Genomic DNA, 19,934 nt, shown 5'->3' with positions numbered 1-19,934 from the left:
CATCGACGTATGCGATGGTCGGCACCAGATCATGCTGTCGGGTTCCGGGTGTGGCTTGGGCGAACACGCGGGAAGGCCGGCGAGCGGTTCAGCCCGCCGGCCGCGGCCCGGCCGCCGGTCATTGTCGCCGATCGGCCGTCCCCATTTTTTCGCCTTGACGGCGCTATGTTACCGCGCGATAAACTGTATATCCATACAGTGTCGCTGCAACAGAAATGATCCTCCCCCCATTCGATCCCCCGAAGCTGAACGATCTCACCGGGTGGTGGACGAAGTGCACCTATGCAGACGTGCAGCGCCTGATACTCGAGGTGCAGCATCTTCGCCTGACGCTGTGGGAACTGAAGGCTCATGTCGCGGACGCCTCGCGCCGGATCCGCGTGCTCGACCCCGGCATGCTCGCGCATGGCTCGGCGCTGCGGCGGCTGAATTACCTGCTCGAAAAGGAAATCGCGCGCGCCAATCCGATCGGTCGCTCGCGTGACGTGTATGCGCCGTTTTCAGACGAGTGGCGCGCGCGCGAGGCGCTGCGCTGTGCATTGCGCGCCGAGCCGGAGCCCGCGGAAGCGGGCACGCTCCCGCGCACGATTCCGGAATTTCAGCGCGTCACGTGGGCCGAGCTTCGCGATCGCTGGCGTCACCTGAGCGACAAGCAATCGAGCCGTCAGAACATCGAGCAACGCATGGTGCTCGAGATCGCGCGTCAGCGATCCGTGATTCTCGCGCGAGCGAGGAAACTGGTCGATGCCGCGATAGCCGAAGCGGCTGCAGAGGGAAAGCAGTTGTTCGCGCTCGATCAACTCCAGCGGCTGCTTTCCGTGGAGCGGGAGGACGGCGAGCCGTTCATGTACATGCCGGCGTGAGTCGACCGCATTCGGCCGCAATGGATCGATGGTCGCGATGGAGCGCAATGCGCATCTCATTAGTACTTCACAACATAAAAGATCCGGCGCTCGCCATGTAATCAAGGCCCTTACGTCATTGCCGTCACGAGACGCCGGCCGCAACGATATCAACGATCGCCGATTACGAATCCAAGCGCGCGGTCACCGCGTATCGGCTCGCGGACGAAATGCTGAAGGCGCGACAAGCGCGAGGCCACGTGGGCACGATCGCGCTCGCGCGCAGCAGCCCGTTGCAAATCGCAACCCGAGATCGATACGGAAGGTCGGAATGCGCGGCTCGCGTCGGGGCAGCCCCCGCACCCCCGGCATCGGTGTGATCAGTGTGAATAATGCATTCGTGCGCGCGCCGCGCGATCGAACGGCTGCAGCCGAGCAAGCTGCTCGAGCGACATCGCGACGACTTCCAGCACATGCCGGGCGATTTCGTCGTCCGCCATACCGGCTTTGATGTACTGTTCGATGCTCATCGTGCGAGGCGGATGGCTGCCCGCGTCGCCATCGACGATGTCGATCCTGGCGGTACGACGTTCCAGCGACAACATGACCCGCACAGTTTTACCGTGAACGACGGTCTGCATGCACAACGTGCTCATTCGCAGTCTCCCATTGCGTTGCCGTCAATCGATCGTCAAACGATACCTCACAGTGTGGGGAATGAATCTACAAACTTCCCCGAATATTGACAACCGTCAGAGATGAATCGAAGACGGTCACGCGCCGCCATCCGCGAACGGCGCGCGTCGTCCACGCCGCGCAATCGGTGGCGTTCGTCGTGGTTTCGCTGTGAATGGGGCTGCCCGCGCGGGGGCCGCGGGACTCAACTCGCAGGCACGCGCCGGTCAGGCCGACGCCCGTCTTGCACGGGCAAATGTCGCGCTACGCGTAGCGGCTCAGCCATTCTTCGGAGAATTTTTTCGCATAGGCGACGGCTTCGGCTTCGGTATCGAATTCGCCCAGCTTGCGGAAGGCCGCCTCGCGGCTGAAACCCAGCTTCGTGACCTCGACCTGAGCGGCGTACTTGCCGTCCTCCGTCACGCGCGGTTCGCAGTTCATCTCGTACCCGCGCATCACAAATTTCTTCTGCATCGCATCAACGCTTTTTTGAGACGGCGAAATCGTAGCATGGCGCCCCGCCGCGTTCATGCGCGCACGCTTCCGAAAAGGTATCCGCAGGGAATTCATTAGACTAAACCATCAAACGATCCGCGTATAAGATGCGGTTCCGCCCGACCGCATGACGCGCAAAGTGATGTAAATATTTGTCGACGGGAAGCGACCTGAGCGCGCGCTCCGCACCGCGAAACGCCCTGCGCTGGTGCATCCCGCGGGCCGCGTCGTAAGATTAGGCGCCGCCCTGCGAGGAATCGTGTCCCGGCACCGCGCGATCCGCGCCCGACGGTTGCGAACGGGCCATTGGCGCGCGATGGAAGCCGCCGGGCCGCCGTAACGTCGTGACACACCTTTCACACAAACGCACCTTTCGCGACATGGAATGGCCGTCGTTTTGCGGTAAAGTTATCTTTTCCGCGCGTGGCCGGTCGGCTCGCCACTGGACGTCGTCAAGACTGTCCGCCGAGACTGCCGCAAGGCGTCGTTCTGAAGTCAAGATCCGTTCCCGTAGCATGACCACTGAAGCAATCACCACGGATTCCCTCGCGGTTGCCGAGCGCGTGCGCGAGCTAATGACCCGCAACGGCATCGGCAAGCGCCAGCAGACCACCGAGCTGTGCCGCATCCTCGACCTGAGCTTTTCGCAAGGTCACCGCAAGTTGCGCGGCAGCAGCCCCTGGACGCTCGCGCAAATCAAGAAAGTCGCCGAAGCCTACGGCGAGCCCGCCGCACAACTGTTCGGCGCGCAAACGCTCGACCCCGGCATGGTCGGCGCCTATTCGCAGGAGGCGGTGCTGTACGCCGGCGTTGCCGAAATTCCGTGCACCGCATGGATCGGTGCGCCGCTCGAAGCCGGCGCGCGCCCCGAGTTCGTCGCCTATGAACAGAACGGCCGCTGGCGCGTGCTGCGCCACACGGGCGTGCTGTACCAGAACGCCTACGACGTGCACAAGATCGAGATCTATCCGCGCCGCGCGGAGAGCGACAAGCTCGTCGTCGCGGTGATCGATCCCGACCGCGTCAGCGCGACCGAGCTGTGCCGCTATCTCGAACGCCAGGGTTTCGCGACGGCCGCGTTCGACGGCCTCGCGCCGTTCGTCGATGCGCTGCAGGGCCAGGCGTTCGACGCGGTCGTCACCGAATGGCTGTTCGACGGCAGCACGGCAGCCACCGCGATCAAGGCGGTGCGCACGTCCGACAATCCCGGCGCGCCGATCTTCGTGCTGACGGGCGACCTGCTCACGGGCCGCGCGAGCGAAGCGGACATCAGCGAAGTGATCCGCGCGTTCGACGTCGTCTGCTACGAAAAACCCGCGCGCATGGCGATCCTCAGCGCCGATCTCGCAAAACGGCTCGCACGCGGGTAACACCGGCCGGCCGCGCCGCCCGCCTTCGCATGGCCGGCGCCCGCGCGGCGCAGCGGTCGCGAACAGGTTCCTCAGTACAATAGCCGGACCCTGTTCACGACCGGCATCCGCCGCCCCTCCATGGCCCGCCTCATTCCCGACGACTGGAAAAGCCTCGCCGCCACCGGCGCGGCCGAACGCGAGCGCGAGACGCTTGCCGCCCTCGAACATGCGCTGCCGGACACCTACACCGTTTATCACGGCGTGCACTGGACGCGTGCCGATCAAGGCTTTTCGGTGTTCGGCGAAGCGGCGTTCGTCGTCGTCAGCCCGGCAGGCCGCGTGCTGCTGATCGAGCAGAAGGCCGGCTTCCTGCGCGAAACGCCGAAGGGGCTCGTGAAGGTCTACCTGCAGAAGGAGCGCAACGTCCCGATCCAGCTCGCGCGCACGCAGGAGACGCTGCACCGGCGGCTGACCGCCGCGCTCGGCGCGGGCGTCTACGGCGTCGAGGCGCTGCTGTACTGCCCCGACTACTCGATCCGGGAGACGGCGATTGCCGGTGTCGCGGCCGATCGCATCGTCGACGCGTCGCGCAAGACGCAGCTCGCGCAGGTGATCCTGCAGATTCTGCCCGAGCACGACGAAGCGTTGCCGAACGCGGCCAAGCTCCATCATTTTCTCGCGGACGAGCTGGCGCTCACGCCCGACACGAGTGCGCTCGTCGGGCAGGCCGGCACGCTGGTCACGCGGCTGTCGGGCGGCCTCGCCGAATGGGCGCGGCAGCTCGAGTTCACGCCGTTCCGCTTGCGCGTGACGGGCACCGCGGGTTCGGGCAAGACGCAGCTCGCGGTGCAGGCGATGCGCGACGCGGTCGCGGCCGGCAAGCGCGTGCTCTACGTCTGTTTCAACCGGCCGCTCGCCGACTACATCGCACGCATCGCGCCGCCCGGCGCGAAGATCGCGAACTACCATCAGCTGTGCGACTGGGTGGCGCGCGACGGCGGCTATACGCCCGACTTCGACGTACCGGGTGCATTCGAACGGCTCGAGGCGCGCTTCGCGGAAGCGCCGATTCCGGAACGCTGGCGCTTCGACGTGCTGATCGTCGACGAAGGACAGGATTTTCACGCGCCATGGGCGACGGCGCTCGAACGCCTGCTCGCGCCGGACGGGGCCTGGTGGTGGCTGGAAGACCCGCTGCAGAACCTTTATTTGCGCGACCCCGTCGCGCTGCCCGGCTGGGTCACGCTGAAGGCGCTGACCAACTACCGCAGCCCGCGCGACCTGCTCGAATTCGTGCGCGACGTCGTCGGCCGCGTCGAGCCGCTCGCGCTGGAACTGCGCTCGGGCAGCCCGTTCGACGGTTCCGATCCGTCGGTGTCGTCATACGGGGAAGACGGCGCATCGGGCGACGCGCTCGCCGAAGCGTGCATCGACGCGACCAAGCGCGCGATCACGCACGCGCTGTCGCTCGGCTTCCGCAAGCAGGACATCGCGGTGTTGTCGTATCGCGGCCGCGAAAGCTCGGTGCTCGCGCCGCTCGACCAGCTCGGCCCGCACCGGGTCAAGCGCTTCACCGGCAAGTACGATCTGTTCGGCAACCCTGAATATCGCGAAGGCGACGTGCTGCTCGATTCGATCTACCGCTTCAAGGGGCAATCCGCGCCGTGCGTGATCCTGACCGAGATCGACTTCGACACGCTCGATGCGCGCGCGGCCCGCAAGCTGTTCGTCGGTGCGACACGCGCGACGATGAAGCTGCTGCTCGTCGCGTCGGCGCGCTCGGCCGCGCAGCTCACGGGCGGTTGATGCGGGGTTGACGAGGCGGGTGGCGGGCATGACGTTGAACTGACCGCCCTCCCGCGACTCCCCCGTCACGCGACCCGAAACGCCCCCACCGCCCGCCGCAATCCATCAGCCTGCTCCTCGAGCGACGCAGCCGCGGCCGCCGCCTGCTCGACCAGCGCCGCGTTCTGCTGCGACACCTGGTCCATCTGCGACACCGCGCGGTTCACCTGCTCGATCCCGTCACGCTGCTCGTTCGACGCGGCCGCGATCTCGGTCATGATGCCCGTCACGCGGCCGATCGCCTGCTGGATGTCCTGCATCGTCGCGCCAGCCACGCCGACCAGCCGCGAACCCGTCGCGACACGCTCGACCGACTCGCCGATCAGCGTGCGGATTTCCTTCGCGGCCGAGGCCGAGCGCTGCGCGAGCGTGCGCACTTCCCCCGCGACCACCGCGAAGCCACGGCCCTGCTCGCCCGCGCGCGCGGCTTCGACCGCCGCATTGAGCGCGAGGATGTTGGTCTGGAACGCGATGCCCTCGATCGTGCCGATGATGTCGGCCACCTTCTGCGAACTCTGATCGATCTCGTTCATCGTGCCGATCACTTCGCCGACGACGGTCGCGCCGCGCGTCGCGATCTCGCTCGCGGTGTCCGCGCAGGCCTGCGCCTCGACCGCGTGATCGGCGTTCTGCTTCACGGTCGCCGTCAGCTGTTCCATGCTCGCGGCCGTCTCCTGCAGCGCGGAGGCCTGCTCCTCGGTGCGCTGCGACAGGTCGGTGTTGCCGGCCGCGATCTGGTGCGTCGCGGTCGAGATCGCTTCGGAACCCTGGCTGACCTGGCGCACCGTATCGGCGAGGCTGCGCTGCATGCCCGTCACGCCCTTGACCAGTTCGGCCATCTCGTCGCGCGACGACCAGCGCACTTCCGACGTCAGGTCGCCTTCCGACAGGCGGCGGAAATGCGACAGCAGCCGGTTCACCGGTTGCGTGATCGCGAAATGCAGGCCGACCGCGCAGCCGAAACACGCGGCGAGCCCGAACGCAATGCCGGCGAGCGCGCCCACGCGCATCCAGCCGTAATAGGTCTGGGCGGTGTCGTAGACCTCCTTGCCGCGTGCGGCCTGGTACGCATCGAGCGCATCGGTCGCCTGCGTGAGCGCGACCGACAGCGGCGGCGCGACCGTCATCAGCAGCCGGTCGGCATCGTCGCGACGTCCCGCGCGGATCGCGTCCATCAGCGGCTTCAGCGCCTGCCCGATCAGCGCCTGGCGCGCGGCGTCGAGCCGGGTGGCGAGCGGCCCTTCGTCGCCGTCGTGCGGCATGCCCGCGTAGGTGCGCCACGCGGCGTCGGCCTTCGCGAGGTAGCTGTCGGCCTTCTTGACGAGATCCGGCACGTCCGGCGCCTCCGGATGCAGCAGCGCGCGGTCGAGCGTGGTACGCACGATCGTCAGGTTCAGGCTGGCGGCGGACAGCGCGGTCTTCGCGGCCAGTTGGCGCGTATAGGCCTCGTCGAGCGCACGGTTCGAGCTCTGCATGCCGGTGAGGCCGATCAGGCCCGACACGACGAGCAGCACGGCGACCAGGCCGAGCGTGGAAAAAATCCGCGTACGGATCGAGAAACGGGAAAACAGGGCGTTCAGGTTCATGACGGGACGTGAGCGATGAAAGGTGCCGCGCCATTCGGCGCGCGGCACTCTGGATTACGGTTTGCCTGCAAAAAACTTGAGTCCGGCCCTCTTTCGGGCTGATCGCGATCAAATTTCCGCCCCCGCAATCTTCTGTTACCAGTGCAACAAATCGAGCCCGGGCAGAAATTGACCAGTCAATCAATTGCCTCTATATTCCGGTCAATTCCCTGCCATGGCAGATATCTCGATGAGAACCGACACCCTTCTTGCTCCGCCGGCCGCCGAAGCGGCCCGCCGCGACACGCCGACCGGGCTGGTGATCGCCGCACTGCTGCTCGTCATGCTGCTGTCCGCGCTCGACCAGACGATCGTGTCGACCGCGCTGCCGACGATCGTCGGTGAGCTCGGCGGCCTCGACCAGCTGTCGTGGGTCGTGACCGCGTATCTGCTGTCGTCGACGGTCGTGCTGCCGCTGTACGGCAAGCTCGGCGACCTGTACGGCCGCAAGATCGTGCTGCAGGCCGCGATCGTGCTGTTTCTCGCCGGCTCCGCGCTGTGCGGCGTCGCGCAGGACATGACGCAGCTGATCGTGCTGCGCGCGCTGCAAGGGCTCGGCGGCGGCGGGCTGATGGTCGTGACGATGGCCGCGATCGGCGACCTGGTGCCGCCCGATCGCCGTGCGCGCTACCAGGGGATGTTCGGCGGCGTGTATGGCCTGGCGACGATCGTCGGACCGCTGCTCGGCGGCTTCCTGGTCGAACACCTGTCGTGGCGCTGGATCTTCACGATCAACCTGCCGCTCGGCGCGCTCGCGCTCGCGGTGATCGGCATCGTGTTCCGGCCGCACACCGCGCACGTGAAGCACCGGATCGACTACATGGGCGCCGCGTTCCTCGCGACGGCCCTCACCTGCGTGATCCTGTTCACCAGCGAAGGCGGTTCGCTGCTGCCGTGGTCGTCGCCGCAGCTGTGGATGACGCTCGTGCTCGGGCTGGTCGCGCTCGGCGGCTTCGTCTACGAGGAGCGGCTCGCGGCCGAGCCGATCATGCCGCTCGAACTGTTCCGCCAGCGCACCTTCGTGCTGATGAGCCTGATCGGCTTCGTCGTCGGCATCGCGCTGTTCGGCTCGGTCACGTTCATTCCGCTCTATCTGCAGGTCGTGAAGGGCTCGACGCCATCGCAGGCCGGGATGCAGCTGCTGCCGATGATGGGCGGGATGCTCGCGATGTCGATCGCGAGCGGCCGGCTGATCTCGCGGTTCGGCACGTATCGCCCGTTTCCGATCGCGGGGACGCTGATCGGCGGCATCGCGATGGCGCTGCTGTCGACGCTGTCGCTCGACACGCCGCTGCACACCATGTACGCGTACATGGCGCTGCTCGGGATCGGGCTCGGCATGGTGATGCCGGTGCTGACGCTCGCCGTGCAGAACACGGTCGAATTCCGGCACATGGGTGTCGCAACGTCGGGTGCGACGCTGTTCCGCTCGATCGGCGGCTCGCTCGGCGTCGCCGCGTTCGGCGCGCTGTTCTCGCACGGGCTGCAGTCGCGCCTCGCGCAGGCGCTGCCGGCCGGCACGGAGCTGCCGCCCGCGCTCGGCCCGGCGGCCGTGCACCAGTTGCCGGAGGCGGTGCGCGCAGCGTACCTGCACGCATTCGCCGGGTCGCTGCATGTGGTGTATCTGTCGGCGGCGGGCGTGATCGCGATCGCTTTCGTGCTCGCGTGGTTCGTCCAGAGTGCGCCGCTGCGCACGCATCACTGATCGGCGGGCGGCGACGACGCGGCTCCGCCGCGTGCCCGCCGGTCGACACCGCGACACGACTCTCGTCACGACTTTCGGTCTCCGCCCGCTCGGCCGTCACGGCACCAGCACCACCGCGCCCGTCGTCTGCCGCGACTCCAGCAACCGATGCGCGTCGGCCGCCCGTTCGAGCGGCAGCCGCGCGCCGATCTCCACGTGCATCCCGTTCGCGAGCCGGTCGAGCGTCGCGCGCGCCGCTTCCCGATACCCGGCGACGTCACGCGCAATGAAGCCGAGCACGCTCGGCCGCGCCAGCGCGATCGAGCGGGCCGGGCCCAGTTCGTCGAGATCGATCGTCTGCCGCGCGCCAATCGCGGCAACCTGCCCGATGCTCGCGACCATCCCGAACGGCCGAACCGCGCCGAGCGTACGCGTCAGCACGTCGCCGCCGATCCCGTCGATCGCATAGTCGACGCCCGCGCCGCCGCCGAACGCGCGGGCTGCCGCGACGAAGTCCTCCTCGCGATAGTCGACCACCGCTTCCGCCCCATGCGCACGCACCAGTGCGGCCTTCGCGGCCGAGCCGACCGTCCCGATCACCCGCGCGCCGAGCGCGCGTGCCCACTGCGTCGCCAGCAGCCCGACGCCGCCGGCCGCCGCGTGCACGAGCACGGTGTCGCCGGCGCCGACCTGCCGGACGCGATGCAGCAGCATGTAGACGGTGATCCCTTTCAGCAGCCCGGCCGCGGCCGCGTCGTCGCTCACGCCGTCGGGCACGGGCACCACCCGCTCGGCGGGCAGCGTGCGCACGCTCGCATAGCTGCCGGTCGGCAGCCCCGCATACGCGACGCGCTGGCCCGGCACGAGCGCCGTCACGCCGGGGCCGACCGCGTCGACCACGCCGGCCGCCTCGACGCCGAGCGCGTCCGGCAGCGCCGGCAACGGATGCGCGCCGGTCCTGAAATAGATGTCGACGAAATTCACGCCGACGGCGGTCTGGCGAATCCGCACCTCGTCGGCGCCGGGCGGCGCGACGGGCGCATCGACGCGGCGCAGCACGCCGGCGTCGCCGTAGCGGTCGATCCCGATTCGGATGGCGGTGACAACTTGGGTCATGACGTTCCTCGCAATCGAATGAAGTGACACGATCATCCCATCGTGCATAATCGAGCGGAATTCCCGTTACATGCCCATCTACTGTGCAAAATTCGACCGATCCGACGCCGGCACCTCCGCTGCCGATGAGCTGGGACGACCTCCGCTATTTCCTCGCGGTGATGCGCGGCGGCAGCCTGTCGGCCGCCGCGCGGGCGCTGCAGGTCCAGCATTCGACGGTCGCCCGCCGCATCGACGCGCTGGAATCCGCGCTCGGCATCCGGCTGTTCGACCGGCTGCCGCGCGGCTGGCCGCCGACCGACGAAGGAGTGCATCTCGCCGAGCATGCAGCCCGCGTCGAAGCCGACGTGCATGCGTTCGCGCGCGCCGCGCAGGGCGCGGCGGCGCTCGACGGCGTCGTACGCGTGTCGGCTTCGCCGGTATTTGCGAGCCACTTCCTCGCGCCGCGGCTCGCGCGCGCGCAACGCGCGTGGCCCGCGCTGCGGATCGACCTGATGGGCGAGATGCACGCGGCCAACCTGTACGCACGCGAAGCCGACCTCGCGGTGCGCCTGTCGCGACCGAGCGAGCCTGGGCTGGCCGCGCGCCGGCTCGGCACGATGCGCTTCGCGCTGTGCGCGTCGCCCGAACGGGCCGCCGAGCCGTCCGACACCTGGGCATTCCTCGGCTACGACGACGCACTCGCGCAGATGCCGCAACAGCAGTGGCTCGAACGCTTCGCGGCCGGCCGCCGCTTCGCGTTCGTCGCCAACGATCTGGCCGCGCTGCATCGTGCGTGCGTGGCCGGCGCGGGGATCGCGTTGCTGCCGCGCTTTCTCGTCGACGCATCGGTAACGGACGCGGACGCCGGCGCGGGCATGTCGGCCTCGGCCGATCCGTCGCTGCCGGCCACCGCGGCGCTCGTCGAACTGACGTCGGCGCCGCGTTGCGATGTCGAGCGCGAGATCTGGCTCGTCGTCCACCCGGACGTGCGGCGCTCGCTGCGCGTGCAGCGCGTCGCGGATGCGATCGCCGACGCGGTGCGCGCCGCGGACGGCCACCTGTAGAAAGCGTGCGACGCTGTTGATGCCTTTACCGCACCGCCCAGCGGCCGGCATAGTAGCGGTTTCATCCCCCCGCTCCGCCACCATGCCCGCTGCTGCCGCCTGCGTCGTCCGCGACGCGACCGAGTCCGATCTCGCCGCCATTCAAGCGATCTACGCACACCACGTGCGCCAAAGCGTCGCGTCGTTCGAGGAGACGCCGCCGGACGTCGACGAACTGCGCGCGCGCCGCGACGCGGTGCTGCGTCACGGGTTGCCCTATCTCGTCGCGGAATGCGACGGCCGCATCGCCGGCTACGCGTATGCGACGCCGTATCGCACGCGCAGCGCATACCGCCACACGATCGAGGACTCGATCTACATCGACGACGCCCAGCGCGGCCGCGGCATCGGCCGCGCGCTGCTCGCGACGCTGATCGCGCGGTGCGAGACCGGCCCGTGGCGCCAGATGATCGCGGTGATCGCCGACGGCGGCACCGGCGGCTCGACGTCGCTGCACCGCGCATTCGGTTTCGAGCCGGCGGGCGGGCTGAAGGCGGTCGGTTACAAGCACGGCCGCTGGATCGATACCGCGCTGATGCAGCGCGCGCTGGGCGACGGCGCACGCACGCTCCCCGCCTCGCCCGAGCCTGTCGCGTCGCGCTAGAATGGCCGCATGTCAAAACAGACTCCCCCCATGCCGGACGAGGCCGCCGCGAATTCCCGCAACGAGTACACGGTCGACGAACTCGCGCGCGTGTCCGACACGACCGTGCGCAACGTGCGTGCGTACCAGGATCGCGGGCTGCTCGCGCCGCCCGAGAAGCGCGGGCGCGTCGGCATCTACGACGACACGCACGTCGCCCGCCTGAAGCTGATCAACCATCTGCTCGCACGCGGCTACACGCTGTCGAACATCCAGGATCTGATCAAGGCGATCGACGAAGGTCACGACCTGCGCTCGATCCTCGGCCTGGAAAACGCGATCGGCGGCCGCTGGTCGCACGAACTGCCGAAAACCTATTCGCTCGCCGCCCTCGCGCAGATGTTCGGCCCGCAGACGGCGTCGCAACTGTCGCGCGTGACCGAACTCGGGCTGCTCGAACGGCACGGCCTGTCGTTCGTCGCGAAAAGCCCCGCGCTGCTCGAGGCCGCGGCCGCGATGGCGAAGGAAGGCATCCCGCCGCGCGAACTGCTCGACGTGATCAGCCTCGCGCGGCCGCACTTCGACGCGATCGCGCGGCTGCTCGTCGATCTCGTCGTGAAGCGGCTCGACCGCTACGACGAAGGCACGCTGCCGCCGGTGACCGACGTGCCCGCGCTCGTCGATGCAATCTGGCGCCTGCGCCCGCTCGCGGCGGTGTTCGTCGAAGGCGAGACGAACCGCGCGCTCGAGAACGCGGCAAGCGCCTATCTCGGCGGGCGCGTCGCGACGATCCTCGACAAGAAGCTCAGCGACGAGGCGGCGCGGCAATCCGGCACGACCGATACCGCCGATCCGCAACGCGACGGCGACAAAGCATAGGGCCGTCGCCGTCATATTCATATCGGCAATGCTTCGTTTGCGGGCGCGATCGCCCATGCGACGATTCTTCCAACCGGGCGGCACCGGCCGCTCGCCAGAAGACGTTTCGCATGGAGTTCGTTCGATGATTCGTTTCACCCGCTGGATCACCCGCACCGCCGCCGTCGCACTCGTTGCGCTCTCCGCCACGTCGACCTTTGCGCAGGGCGCCGCCGACAAGGTCGTGCGCATCGGCTACCAGAAGGCCGGCCTGCTATCGATCATCAAGGCACAAGGCTCGCTCGAAGCACGGCTCAAGCCGCTCGGCTACGGCGTGCAGTGGTTCGAATTCCCCGCCGGCCCGCAACTGCTCGAAGCGCTGAACGCGAACAGCATCGACTTCGGCTATACGGGCGCGCCGCCGCCCGTGTTCGCGCAGGCGGCCGGCGTGCGGTTCGTCTATGTCGGCGCGGAGCCGCCGGCCCCGCACAACGAAGCCGTATTCGTGAAGGCCGATTCGCCGATCCGTTCGGTCGCCGAGCTGCGCGGCAAGAAGGTCGCGCTGCAGAAAGGCTCGAGCGCGAACTACCTGCTGCTCGAAGCGCTGAAGAAGGCCGGCGTGCGCTATGACGAAATCCACCCCGTGTATCTCCCGCCGGCCGACGCGCGCGCCGCGTTCGAGAGCGGCAACGTCGACGCGTGGGTCGTATGGGATCCATACTATGCCGCCGCGCAGAATGCGCTGAAGGTACGTACGCTGTCCGACTACACGGGGCTCGCGGCGACCAACAACTTCTACGAAGCGACGCGCGACTTCGCGCAGCAGCATCCGGACCTGGTCGGCGCGATCCTGAAACAGGCGCGCGAAACGGGCCAGTGGGTCAACGGGCATCCGGCCGACACGGCCGCGCTGCTGGCGCCGAAGGTCGGCCTGCCGCAACCGCTCGTCGAGACGTGGATCAAGCGCGTGCCGTTCGGCGCGGTGCCGCTCGACGACAGGATCGTCGCGGCGCAGCAGCGGGTTGCCGATGCGTTCCATACGGCGAAGTTGATTCCGCAAAAGCTCAGCGTCGCGGAGAATGCGTGGATCGACACGGACGTGGCGAGTGCGCTCGCCGCGAAGTAACATCAACGCCCTCGAAACAGGCCGACGGACACCCTGCCCGTCGGCCTTTTGTCTTCTCGAATTTGCGGCAAATGCCGCCGCTCCCCTCGCGGCTAATCCAGATAGGGCGCCAAGACGCCCTCGATCCAGTCCATGAAGGCCCGCACGCGCGGCGACAGATTGCGCCGATGGGCCACGACGAGCGACGCGGCAAGCGGCTCGGGACGCAGGTCGGGCAGAACCTCGACCAGCGCGCCGCTTTCAATGTGATGCGCGAGCGCCGAATATCCCGCCTGGATCAGCCCGATGCCGGCAAGCCCGGCTGCGTGATAGGTCTGCACGCTGTTGACCTGCATCGCGCTGGGCAACGGCAGCGACGCATAGCCGTCGCCATGCGGATATTCCCATCCGGGATGCCGGGCGCCGAGCGTCAGCGTGTAGTGGACCATCCGGTGCCCCTGGCTGCGCAGATCGTCGAGCGTGTGCGGTATGCCGTGCCGCGCCAGATAGGCCGGGCTTGCCGCATTCGTCATCCGCAGCTTGCCCAGCGGTCGCGCAATCAGCGTGTCATCGGTGATCGGACCCAGCCGGATCACGCAATCGAACCCTTCCTGGACGAGATCGACGCGCCGATCGGTGCTCGACAGTTCCAGTTCGAGCTCGGGATGCGCGGCCATCAGTTGCGGTAACGCGGGAACCACGACGCTGCGTGCCAGCTCGGTCGGCATGTCGACGCGCAACCTGCCGCGCAGGCGTGTGCCGTTACCCGAGAACATCGATTGCAATTCCTGCACCTCGGCCAGCAGGTCGCGGGCGCGGGAATAGAACGCGCGGCCGTCTTCGGTCAACTGCACGCTCCTCGTGGTCCGATGCAGGAGCGCAACCCCCACGTCGCGCTCGAGCTTGCGGATCACCATCGACACACGTCCTTTCTGGATGCCCAGGCTTTCGGCCGCCCGCGTGAAGCTCGTCATTTCGGCGACACGGGCAAAGATCAGGAGCGCGTCGAGGTTTTGCATTGTTCACCCTGGAAGTAACAGCACGTTCAATCGGTCATCATTTATAACCCGGTTGCGACTCAGTAGAGTGCTTTCCCATGTCGTCAGCCGACGACAACCTGAACGAAAGGGAACAATCATGACGCAACACACTTCTTCGGTTAAAGCGGTCGTCGTCTACCACTCCGGTTACGGGCATACCGCACGTATGGCAACGGCGGTCGCCGAAGGGGCCGGCGCCGAGCTCGTCGCCATCGATGCCGACGGAAATATTCCAGCGCACGCGTGGGACATGCTCGCCGGCGCCGATGCGATCCTGTTCGGCTCGCCGACCTACATGGGCGGCCCGAGCTGGCAGTTCAAGAAGTTCGCCGATGCATCGTCGAAGGTCTGGTTCGACGCCGGGTGGCGCGACAAGATCTTTGGCGGCTTCACCAACAGCGCAAGCATCAACGGCGACAAGCTCAATACGCTCGAATACTTCGTCCTGCTCGCCGGCCAGCACGGCGGGATCTGGGCGAGCATGGACATTAAGCCGGCGAACGTGAAGGCCTCGATGCGTGACGACCTGAATCGCATGGGCTCCTATCTCGCGCCGATGGCGCAGACGCCGGCCGACGCGTCGCCCGACGAGATGTCGCCGGGGGATCTGGAGACGGCTCGCCGGTATGGCGAACGCGTCGCAACGATCGCCGGACAGTTCCGGGCAGGACGCGCTCGAATCGGCTGAAATCCGGATGGGCGGCGCGCGCCGCCCTGCATGCCTCGGGGCTTTACCGCGGTATGATGACGCCTGCGCACCATGCCGGACCGGCCGCGCCGCCCCGCAGGGTCACATCGTTTCATCTGACAAACGGATGGCTCAATGAAACAGTTACAACATAACGATTGACGGCGGCACGGGCGGCGCGTAGTGTGTCGCCAGAAGTTCAAGAAGTTCGATTGCTGTTCATCAATTGTCGCTACCCAGCGATATTCGTGGTCCTCTCCCTCCTTGACGCTTCAAACGCTCTCTCGCAGAGCACATCTTTCTATTTTTTTCATCAAGGATTCTTCATGGATACCGGTATCGTCAAGTGGTTCAACGACAGCAAAGGCTTTGGCTTCATCACCCCGGACAACGGCGGCGACGACCTGTTCGCGCATTTCTCGGAAATTCGCGCTGACGGCTTCAAGACGCTGGCTGAAAACCAGAAGGTGAGCTTCGAAACGAAGCAAGGCCCGAAGGGTCTGCAAGCGGCCAACATCAAGCCGCTGTAAAGTTTGAAGGACCCGGCCTCCGGTAACGGACGCCGGGTTGCAGCGACATCCTCGCGGAGCTTCGACTCCCAAAGTTGGCGCGACTGCTCTTAGCTGCATCGGATCGATCAGCAGCTTGCCGAGCGCCACACGCCTCGTTGCACTTCATTCCCCCTCTGGCTGCAAGGCCCCTTTTCTGCTTTTCGACTGCTTCGGATTCAGCTCGCAATGGCTTTGAATCGGCGCACCTGTGCACATTTGGCACGGCACGCGCGCACTCGAACATCATTAAAATTAAAACGCAAATGCAAAACCAACGAATTCAACAGTACAACGGCTATGCCGTTCAACCCTCGGCACATCGTTTGCCCGACGGTAGTTTTTCCTCCAACCTGCTGCTCGAACGCGCCGAAGGCCGTTACCAGTTCTATTCGCTCGATTATTTCGTGAGCGAAGAACAGGCGCTGCAGCACTCGAGCCGCTGGGCACGCAACTGGATCGACACGCGCGGCTGAAGCCAGCGCCCGGCCATCGTTCCAGCGACGCGCCGGCGCCCTGCGCCGGCCCGCTTTACTTCAACGCACCCGCCACCTTCTTCTGCCGCCACAGACACAGCAGATCGCACGCGACATGCGCGGCCGCGATCGCGGTGATGTCGGCGTGATCGTAGGCGGGCGCCACCTCGACGACATCCGCCCCGATCAGGTTCACCGCACCGAGCCCGCGCACGATCGCGAGCGCCTGCGCTGACGACAATCCGCCCGCGACCGGCGTGCCCGTACCGGGCGCGAACGCCGGATCGAGGCAATCGATGTCGAACGTCAGGTACGCGGGCCGCGCCCCAACGATATCGACGATCCGCTCGACCGCCGCACGCGCGCCGTGGTCGTGCACCCACGCGGCATCGAGCCGCTCGATCCCGAGAAAGTCGTCGTTCCACGTACGGATCCCAACCTGCACCGACGTCGCGGGATCGATCAGCCCTTCCTTCACGGCCTTGTAGAACATCGTGCCGTGATTGAGGCTGTCCGGTTCGTCGTCGGCCCATGTATCGCAGTGCGCGTCGAAATGAATCAGCGACAGCGGCTTGCCGTAGCGCTCCGCGTGCGCGATCAGCAGCGGATACGTGATGTAGTGGTCGCCGCCGAGCGTCAGCATCTTCGCGCCCGAGCGCAGGATCGTCCGCGCATGCTCGACGATCGCCGGCTTGATCGACAGCGGATTGTGCGCATCGAACCAGCAGTCGCCATAGTCGACGGCCGCAAGATCGTCGAACGGATCGAAGCCCCACGGATACGGATTGAGCTCCGCGAGTTGCACGCTCGCCGCGCGGATCGCGGCCGGCCCGAGCCTTGCGCCCGAGCGATAGGTCGTCGCGAGATCGAGTGGCACGCCGGAAATCGCGACGTCGACACCGTCAAGCGCACGCGAATAGTTGCGGCGCATGAACGACAGCACACCCGCATAAGTATTTTCGATCGAGGCGCCGTACGGCGTCGTGCGACGGATCGCACCGTCGCCGTGAAGAAGTTCGGTCATGGTCGGATCGGTAGTCATGGCGGCCGGGCCGCCCGTTTCGCCTGGCATGGGCGCGCGGGTTGGACACGGCATGGATTCATCGGGCACGTATCGGCTTGCGCATCCTCGCGCGGCCGGACGGGACAACGACATCGACAACGGCAATACCGCGGCGATCATAGCAAGCCGAATGGAAGGCGTTGCCCCGGTTCAGCCGGGGCAACGCGCGGAAAAATCCGGCGGCGGCCTCACCGCCCATCGATTCCCATCGCTACCGTTTCCTAGAAGGATTCACCGGTTCTTGCGCACCCGTTCTTCCGGATAATGGCCGGCAGCCGCGCCCGCGACGGCGCGCCGTCCGCCACAAAAACCGCAAACCGGAGACACTCGCCTTGATCGCCACGCTTCCCGCCGCCTATCGCCGGCTCTGGCCGCTCGCCATCGCCGCCGCGTTGTTGTACGGGCTGTCGCTCGCCGCCGCGCCCTATCCGGGGCAGGCCGCCGCGAAAGCCGCGATGGGCCTCTTGCTGCTCGCGGCCGGCAGCACGTGCGGCGCGCCGCGCGAACGCGCGTGGCTGTGCGCGGCGCTCGCGACCGCCGTGCTCGGCGACGTGCTGCTTGCACTACCCGACTGGCCGCTGTCGTTCGTGTTCGGCCTCGGCGCGTTCCTGCTCACGCACGTGTGTTATTGCGTGGTCTTCTTCCGATGGCGCGCGCGGCCGCACGGCTGGCGCATCGGCGCGCTCGTCGCGCTGTGGATCGCCGCGCCGGCGTTCTACGTGGCGTTCTTCCCGCACCTCGGCGAGCTGCTGGCGCCGGTCGCCGTCTACATGCTCGTGCTGTGCGTAATGGCGAGCTTCGCGCTCGCCGCTCGCACGCGCAGCGCGCTGGTCGCCATCGGCAGCCTGATCTTCGTCGGCTCCGATACGCTGATCGGCGTCGGCCGGTTCCTCGGCGGCTTTCCCGGCATCGACTACCTGATCTGGGGCCTCTACGCGCTCGCGCAGGTCCTGATCGTGGCCGGGGTTTTCCATGAGACGGCCGCCCGCTCGAACTGTCCCTGATACTGTTTCAAACAGACCGCCGCGCATCGCGCGGTTTCGTTCATCGCTTGGCTCGCCCCGCCGACGGCCCTTTCCGCGCCTCCCGCAATGCGGAAAGCACGCCGTTCCAAACCCCGCTCAGCCTTTTCCCGTCTGGTTTCCCGCCGTTAGAGCGTCGCTTCTAGCCGCTTGCGGTTTCCGGGCTCACCCACTATCGTTACATCAACCAATGTAACATTAAAAAATGAGCCAAATCGGAGACACCCGGATGAATGCTCGCACGTTGCCTTTCGGCCCGCCCGGCCACGATGGCCCGGACGAAACCATCGACATCGCCATCATCGGCACCGGCTTCGCGGGGCTGGGAATGGCGATCCGCCTGCGGCAAACAGGCGTGACCGACTTCGTCGTCCTCGAGAAGGCCGCATCGGTCGGCGGCACGTGGCGCGACAATCATTACCCCGGGTGTGCATGCGACGTGCAATCGCACGTCTATTCGTTCTCGTTCGCGCCGAACCCGCGCTGGACGCGCATGTTCGCGCCGCAGCCGGAGATTCGCGCGTATCTGGAAGACTGCGTGCAGCGCTTCAGCATCGGCCCGCACCTGCGCATGAACCACGAACTGCGGCGCGCCGAGTACGACGAAACCGCGCAGCGCTGGCGCCTCACATTCGCGAACGGCAAGCTGCTGTCGGCGCGCGTGCTCGTGTCGGGCATGGGCGGGCTGTCGCGCGCCGCGCTGCCGGCGATCCCCGGCGTCGAAACGTTCCAGGGCCGTGCATTCCATTCGCAGCAGTGGGATCACGACTATCCGCTCGACGGCAAGCGCGTCGCGGTGATCGGCACCGGCGCAAGCGCGATCCAGTTCGTGCCGCAGATCGCACCGCGCGTGAAGGCACTCGCGCTGTTCCAGCGCACGCCGCCGTGGATCATGCCGAAGCCCGACCGCAACCTGACCGGCTTCGAGAAATGGCTGTTCCGCACGCTGCCGTTCACGCAGAAGGCCGTGCGCAGCGGCATCTACTGGATGCTCGAATCGCGCGTGCTCGGCTTTGCGATCCATCCGTCGCTGATGAAGAACGTGCAGAAGCTCGCGCTGCGTCACATCCGCAAGCAGATCCCCGATCCGGAGTTGCGCCAGGCCGTCACGCCGAACTACACGCTCGGCTGCAAGCGCGTGCTGATCTCGAACGACTACTACCCGGCGCTGTCGCGCAAGAACGTCGACGTGATCACGACCGGCATCGACCACATCGAAGCCGACGCGGTCGTGACGACCGACGGCAAGCGTCATGAAGTCGACTGCCTGATCTACGGCACCGGCTTCCAGGTCGCGGATCCGTTTCCGCGCGGCGCGATCGTCGGCCGCGGCGGCCTCGACATCGTCGACGCGTGGCGCGACGGTGCGCACGCGTACCTCGGCACGACGCTGCCCGGCTATCCGAACCTCTTCATGATCGTCGGCCCGAACACGGGCCTCGGCCACAACTCGATGGTGTTCATGATCGAGTCGCAGATCGAATACATCCTCGGCGCGCTGCAGACGATGCAGCGCGAACGCGCGGATGCGATCGAGGTGCGCCCGCTCGTCGAGGCGCAGTTCAACAACGACCTGCAGGGCAAGCTCAAGAAGGCGATCTGGTCGACGGGCGGCTGCAAGAGCTGGTACCTCGATCCGCGCACCGGCAAGAACACGACGCTATGGCCGGGCTTCACATGGCGCTTCCGCCAGGCGACCGCACGCTTCTCGATCGCCGATTACCACGCGTATGGCGCGCCGCGGCATGACACGACCGCGCGGCCCGTCGCCGCGTCAGCCGCTTCCGCTTCAACTTCCCCTTCCGCCGAAGCGGCCTGAGCCAGACAAGGAG

At 66.9% G+C, this 19,934-nt stretch carries 19 protein-coding genes; 13 read left to right on the top strand and 6 right to left on the bottom strand.

The annotated features are described in order from the left end of the window. Positions 1-215: 215 nt before the first annotated feature. The gene (locus ABIC50_RS19175; protein WP_011659045.1) at positions 216-863 is read left to right on the top strand and encodes a hypothetical protein; all 648 of its coding nucleotides are present in this window, start codon (positions 216-218) and stop codon (positions 861-863) included. A 359-nt stretch (positions 864-1,222) separates the two neighbouring features. On the opposite strand, the gene ABIC50_RS19170 is transcribed toward ABIC50_RS19175, so the two are convergent. Then, the gene (locus ABIC50_RS19170; RefSeq protein WP_126225594.1) at positions 1,223-1,498 is read right to left on the bottom strand and encodes a hypothetical protein; all 276 of its coding nucleotides are present in this window, start codon (positions 1,496-1,498) and stop codon (positions 1,223-1,225) included. A 283-nt stretch (positions 1,499-1,781) separates the two neighbouring features. Next, a complete protein-coding gene (locus ABIC50_RS19165; RefSeq protein ID WP_006759801.1) occupies positions 1,782-1,991 on the bottom strand; it encodes a hypothetical protein in 210 nt (69 codons plus the stop codon). A gap of 536 nt (positions 1,992-2,527) precedes the next feature. Here ABIC50_RS19165 and ABIC50_RS19160 point away from each other — a divergent pair. Both ABIC50_RS19160 and ABIC50_RS19155 read left to right on the top strand, forming a co-directional pair. Further along, a complete protein-coding gene (locus tag ABIC50_RS19160) occupies positions 2,528-3,382 on the top strand; it encodes a helix-turn-helix domain-containing protein (RefSeq protein WP_011659048.1) in 855 nt (284 codons plus the stop codon). 120 nt (positions 3,383-3,502) lie between these two features. Then, the gene (locus ABIC50_RS19155) at positions 3,503-5,170 is read left to right on the top strand and encodes an ATP-binding domain-containing protein (RefSeq protein ID WP_354166184.1); all 1,668 of its coding nucleotides are present in this window, start codon (positions 3,503-3,505) and stop codon (positions 5,168-5,170) included. A 65-nt stretch (positions 5,171-5,235) separates the two neighbouring features. Here the strand turns inward: ABIC50_RS19155 and ABIC50_RS19150 are convergent, their stop codons facing one another. Next, positions 5,236-6,795: a methyl-accepting chemotaxis protein gene (locus ABIC50_RS19150; RefSeq protein WP_354166182.1), complete on the bottom strand. Its 1,560-nt coding sequence runs from the start codon at positions 6,793-6,795 to the stop codon at positions 5,236-5,238. A gap of 229 nt (positions 6,796-7,024) precedes the next feature. Here ABIC50_RS19150 and ABIC50_RS19145 point away from each other — a divergent pair, with 229 nt between their 5' ends. Further along, on the top strand, positions 7,025-8,539 hold the full coding sequence (locus ABIC50_RS19145) for an MDR family MFS transporter (RefSeq protein WP_354166180.1): 1,515 nt from the start codon (positions 7,025-7,027) through the stop codon (positions 8,537-8,539). A 96-nt stretch (positions 8,540-8,635) separates the two neighbouring features. Here ABIC50_RS19145 and ABIC50_RS19140 read toward each other — a convergent pair whose 3' ends face one another. Then, positions 8,636-9,634 carry a quinone oxidoreductase family protein gene (locus tag ABIC50_RS19140; RefSeq protein WP_354166177.1) on the bottom strand — a complete coding sequence of 333 codons (999 nt, stop codon included), beginning with the start codon at positions 9,632-9,634 and terminating at the stop codon, positions 8,636-8,638. 125 nt (positions 9,635-9,759) lie between these two features. Here ABIC50_RS19140 and ABIC50_RS19135 point away from each other — a divergent pair, with 125 nt between their 5' ends. From ABIC50_RS19135 to ABIC50_RS19120, 4 genes are all read left to right on the top strand, one after another. Continuing rightward, positions 9,760-10,680 carry a LysR family transcriptional regulator gene (locus tag ABIC50_RS19135; RefSeq protein WP_354166175.1) on the top strand — a complete coding sequence of 307 codons (921 nt, stop codon included), beginning with the start codon at positions 9,760-9,762 and terminating at the stop codon, positions 10,678-10,680. Positions 10,681-10,762: 82 nt separating this feature from the next. Then, a complete protein-coding gene (locus ABIC50_RS19130) occupies positions 10,763-11,323 on the top strand; it encodes a GNAT family N-acetyltransferase (protein WP_354166173.1) in 561 nt (186 codons plus the stop codon). Between the two features lie 9 nt (positions 11,324-11,332). Continuing rightward, on the top strand, positions 11,333-12,181 hold the full coding sequence (locus ABIC50_RS19125; protein ID WP_354166171.1) for a MerR family transcriptional regulator: 849 nt from the start codon (positions 11,333-11,335) through the stop codon (positions 12,179-12,181). Positions 12,182-12,305: 124 nt separating this feature from the next. Further along, positions 12,306-13,286 (top strand): sulfonate ABC transporter substrate-binding protein, encoded by a 981-nt coding sequence (locus ABIC50_RS19120; RefSeq protein WP_354166168.1) that lies wholly within the window; start codon positions 12,306-12,308, stop codon positions 13,284-13,286. Between the two features lie 92 nt (positions 13,287-13,378). On the opposite strand, the gene ABIC50_RS19115 is transcribed toward ABIC50_RS19120, so the two are convergent. Then, positions 13,379-14,284, bottom strand: coding sequence for a LysR family transcriptional regulator (locus ABIC50_RS19115; protein ID WP_175790312.1), 906 nt, complete (start codon positions 14,282-14,284; stop codon positions 13,379-13,381). Positions 14,285-14,402: 118 nt separating this feature from the next. On the opposite strand from ABIC50_RS19115, the gene ABIC50_RS19110 reads away from it, so the two are divergent. From ABIC50_RS19110 to ABIC50_RS19100, 3 genes are all read left to right on the top strand, one after another. Next, positions 14,403-14,993 (top strand): flavodoxin family protein, encoded by a 591-nt coding sequence (locus tag ABIC50_RS19110; RefSeq protein WP_354166507.1) that lies wholly within the window; start codon positions 14,403-14,405, stop codon positions 14,991-14,993. A 326-nt stretch (positions 14,994-15,319) separates the two neighbouring features. Continuing rightward, on the top strand, positions 15,320-15,523 hold the full coding sequence (locus ABIC50_RS19105) for a cold-shock protein (protein ID WP_006485974.1): 204 nt from the start codon (positions 15,320-15,322) through the stop codon (positions 15,521-15,523). A gap of 284 nt (positions 15,524-15,807) precedes the next feature. Beyond that, positions 15,808-16,017, top strand: a complete 210-nt coding sequence (locus tag ABIC50_RS19100; protein ID WP_006753082.1) for a hypothetical protein — start codon at positions 15,808-15,810, stop codon at positions 16,015-16,017. A 55-nt stretch (positions 16,018-16,072) separates the two neighbouring features. Here the strand turns inward: ABIC50_RS19100 and speB are convergent, their stop codons facing one another. Further along, the gene (gene speB, locus ABIC50_RS19095; protein WP_354166166.1) at positions 16,073-17,041 is read right to left on the bottom strand and encodes an agmatinase; all 969 of its coding nucleotides are present in this window, start codon (positions 17,039-17,041) and stop codon (positions 16,073-16,075) included. 371 nt (positions 17,042-17,412) lie between these two features. On the opposite strand from speB, the gene ABIC50_RS19090 reads away from it, so the two are divergent. Both ABIC50_RS19090 and ABIC50_RS19085 read left to right on the top strand, forming a co-directional pair. After that, positions 17,413-18,084, top strand: a complete 672-nt coding sequence (locus ABIC50_RS19090) for a lysoplasmalogenase (RefSeq protein WP_354166164.1) — start codon at positions 17,413-17,415, stop codon at positions 18,082-18,084. A 247-nt stretch (positions 18,085-18,331) separates the two neighbouring features. After that, positions 18,332-19,921: a flavin-containing monooxygenase gene (locus ABIC50_RS19085; protein ID WP_354166162.1), complete on the top strand. Its 1,590-nt coding sequence runs from the start codon at positions 18,332-18,334 to the stop codon at positions 19,919-19,921. Positions 19,922-19,934 lie beyond the last annotated feature (13 nt).

The sequence above is a fragment of the Burkholderia sp. 567 genome (assembly GCF_040545115.1).
Lineage (GTDB): Bacteria > Pseudomonadota > Gammaproteobacteria > Burkholderiales > Burkholderiaceae > Burkholderia > Burkholderia ambifaria.
Note: the sequence above shows the minus strand (reverse complement) of the source record. Positions and strands in the feature narration are given on the sequence as shown.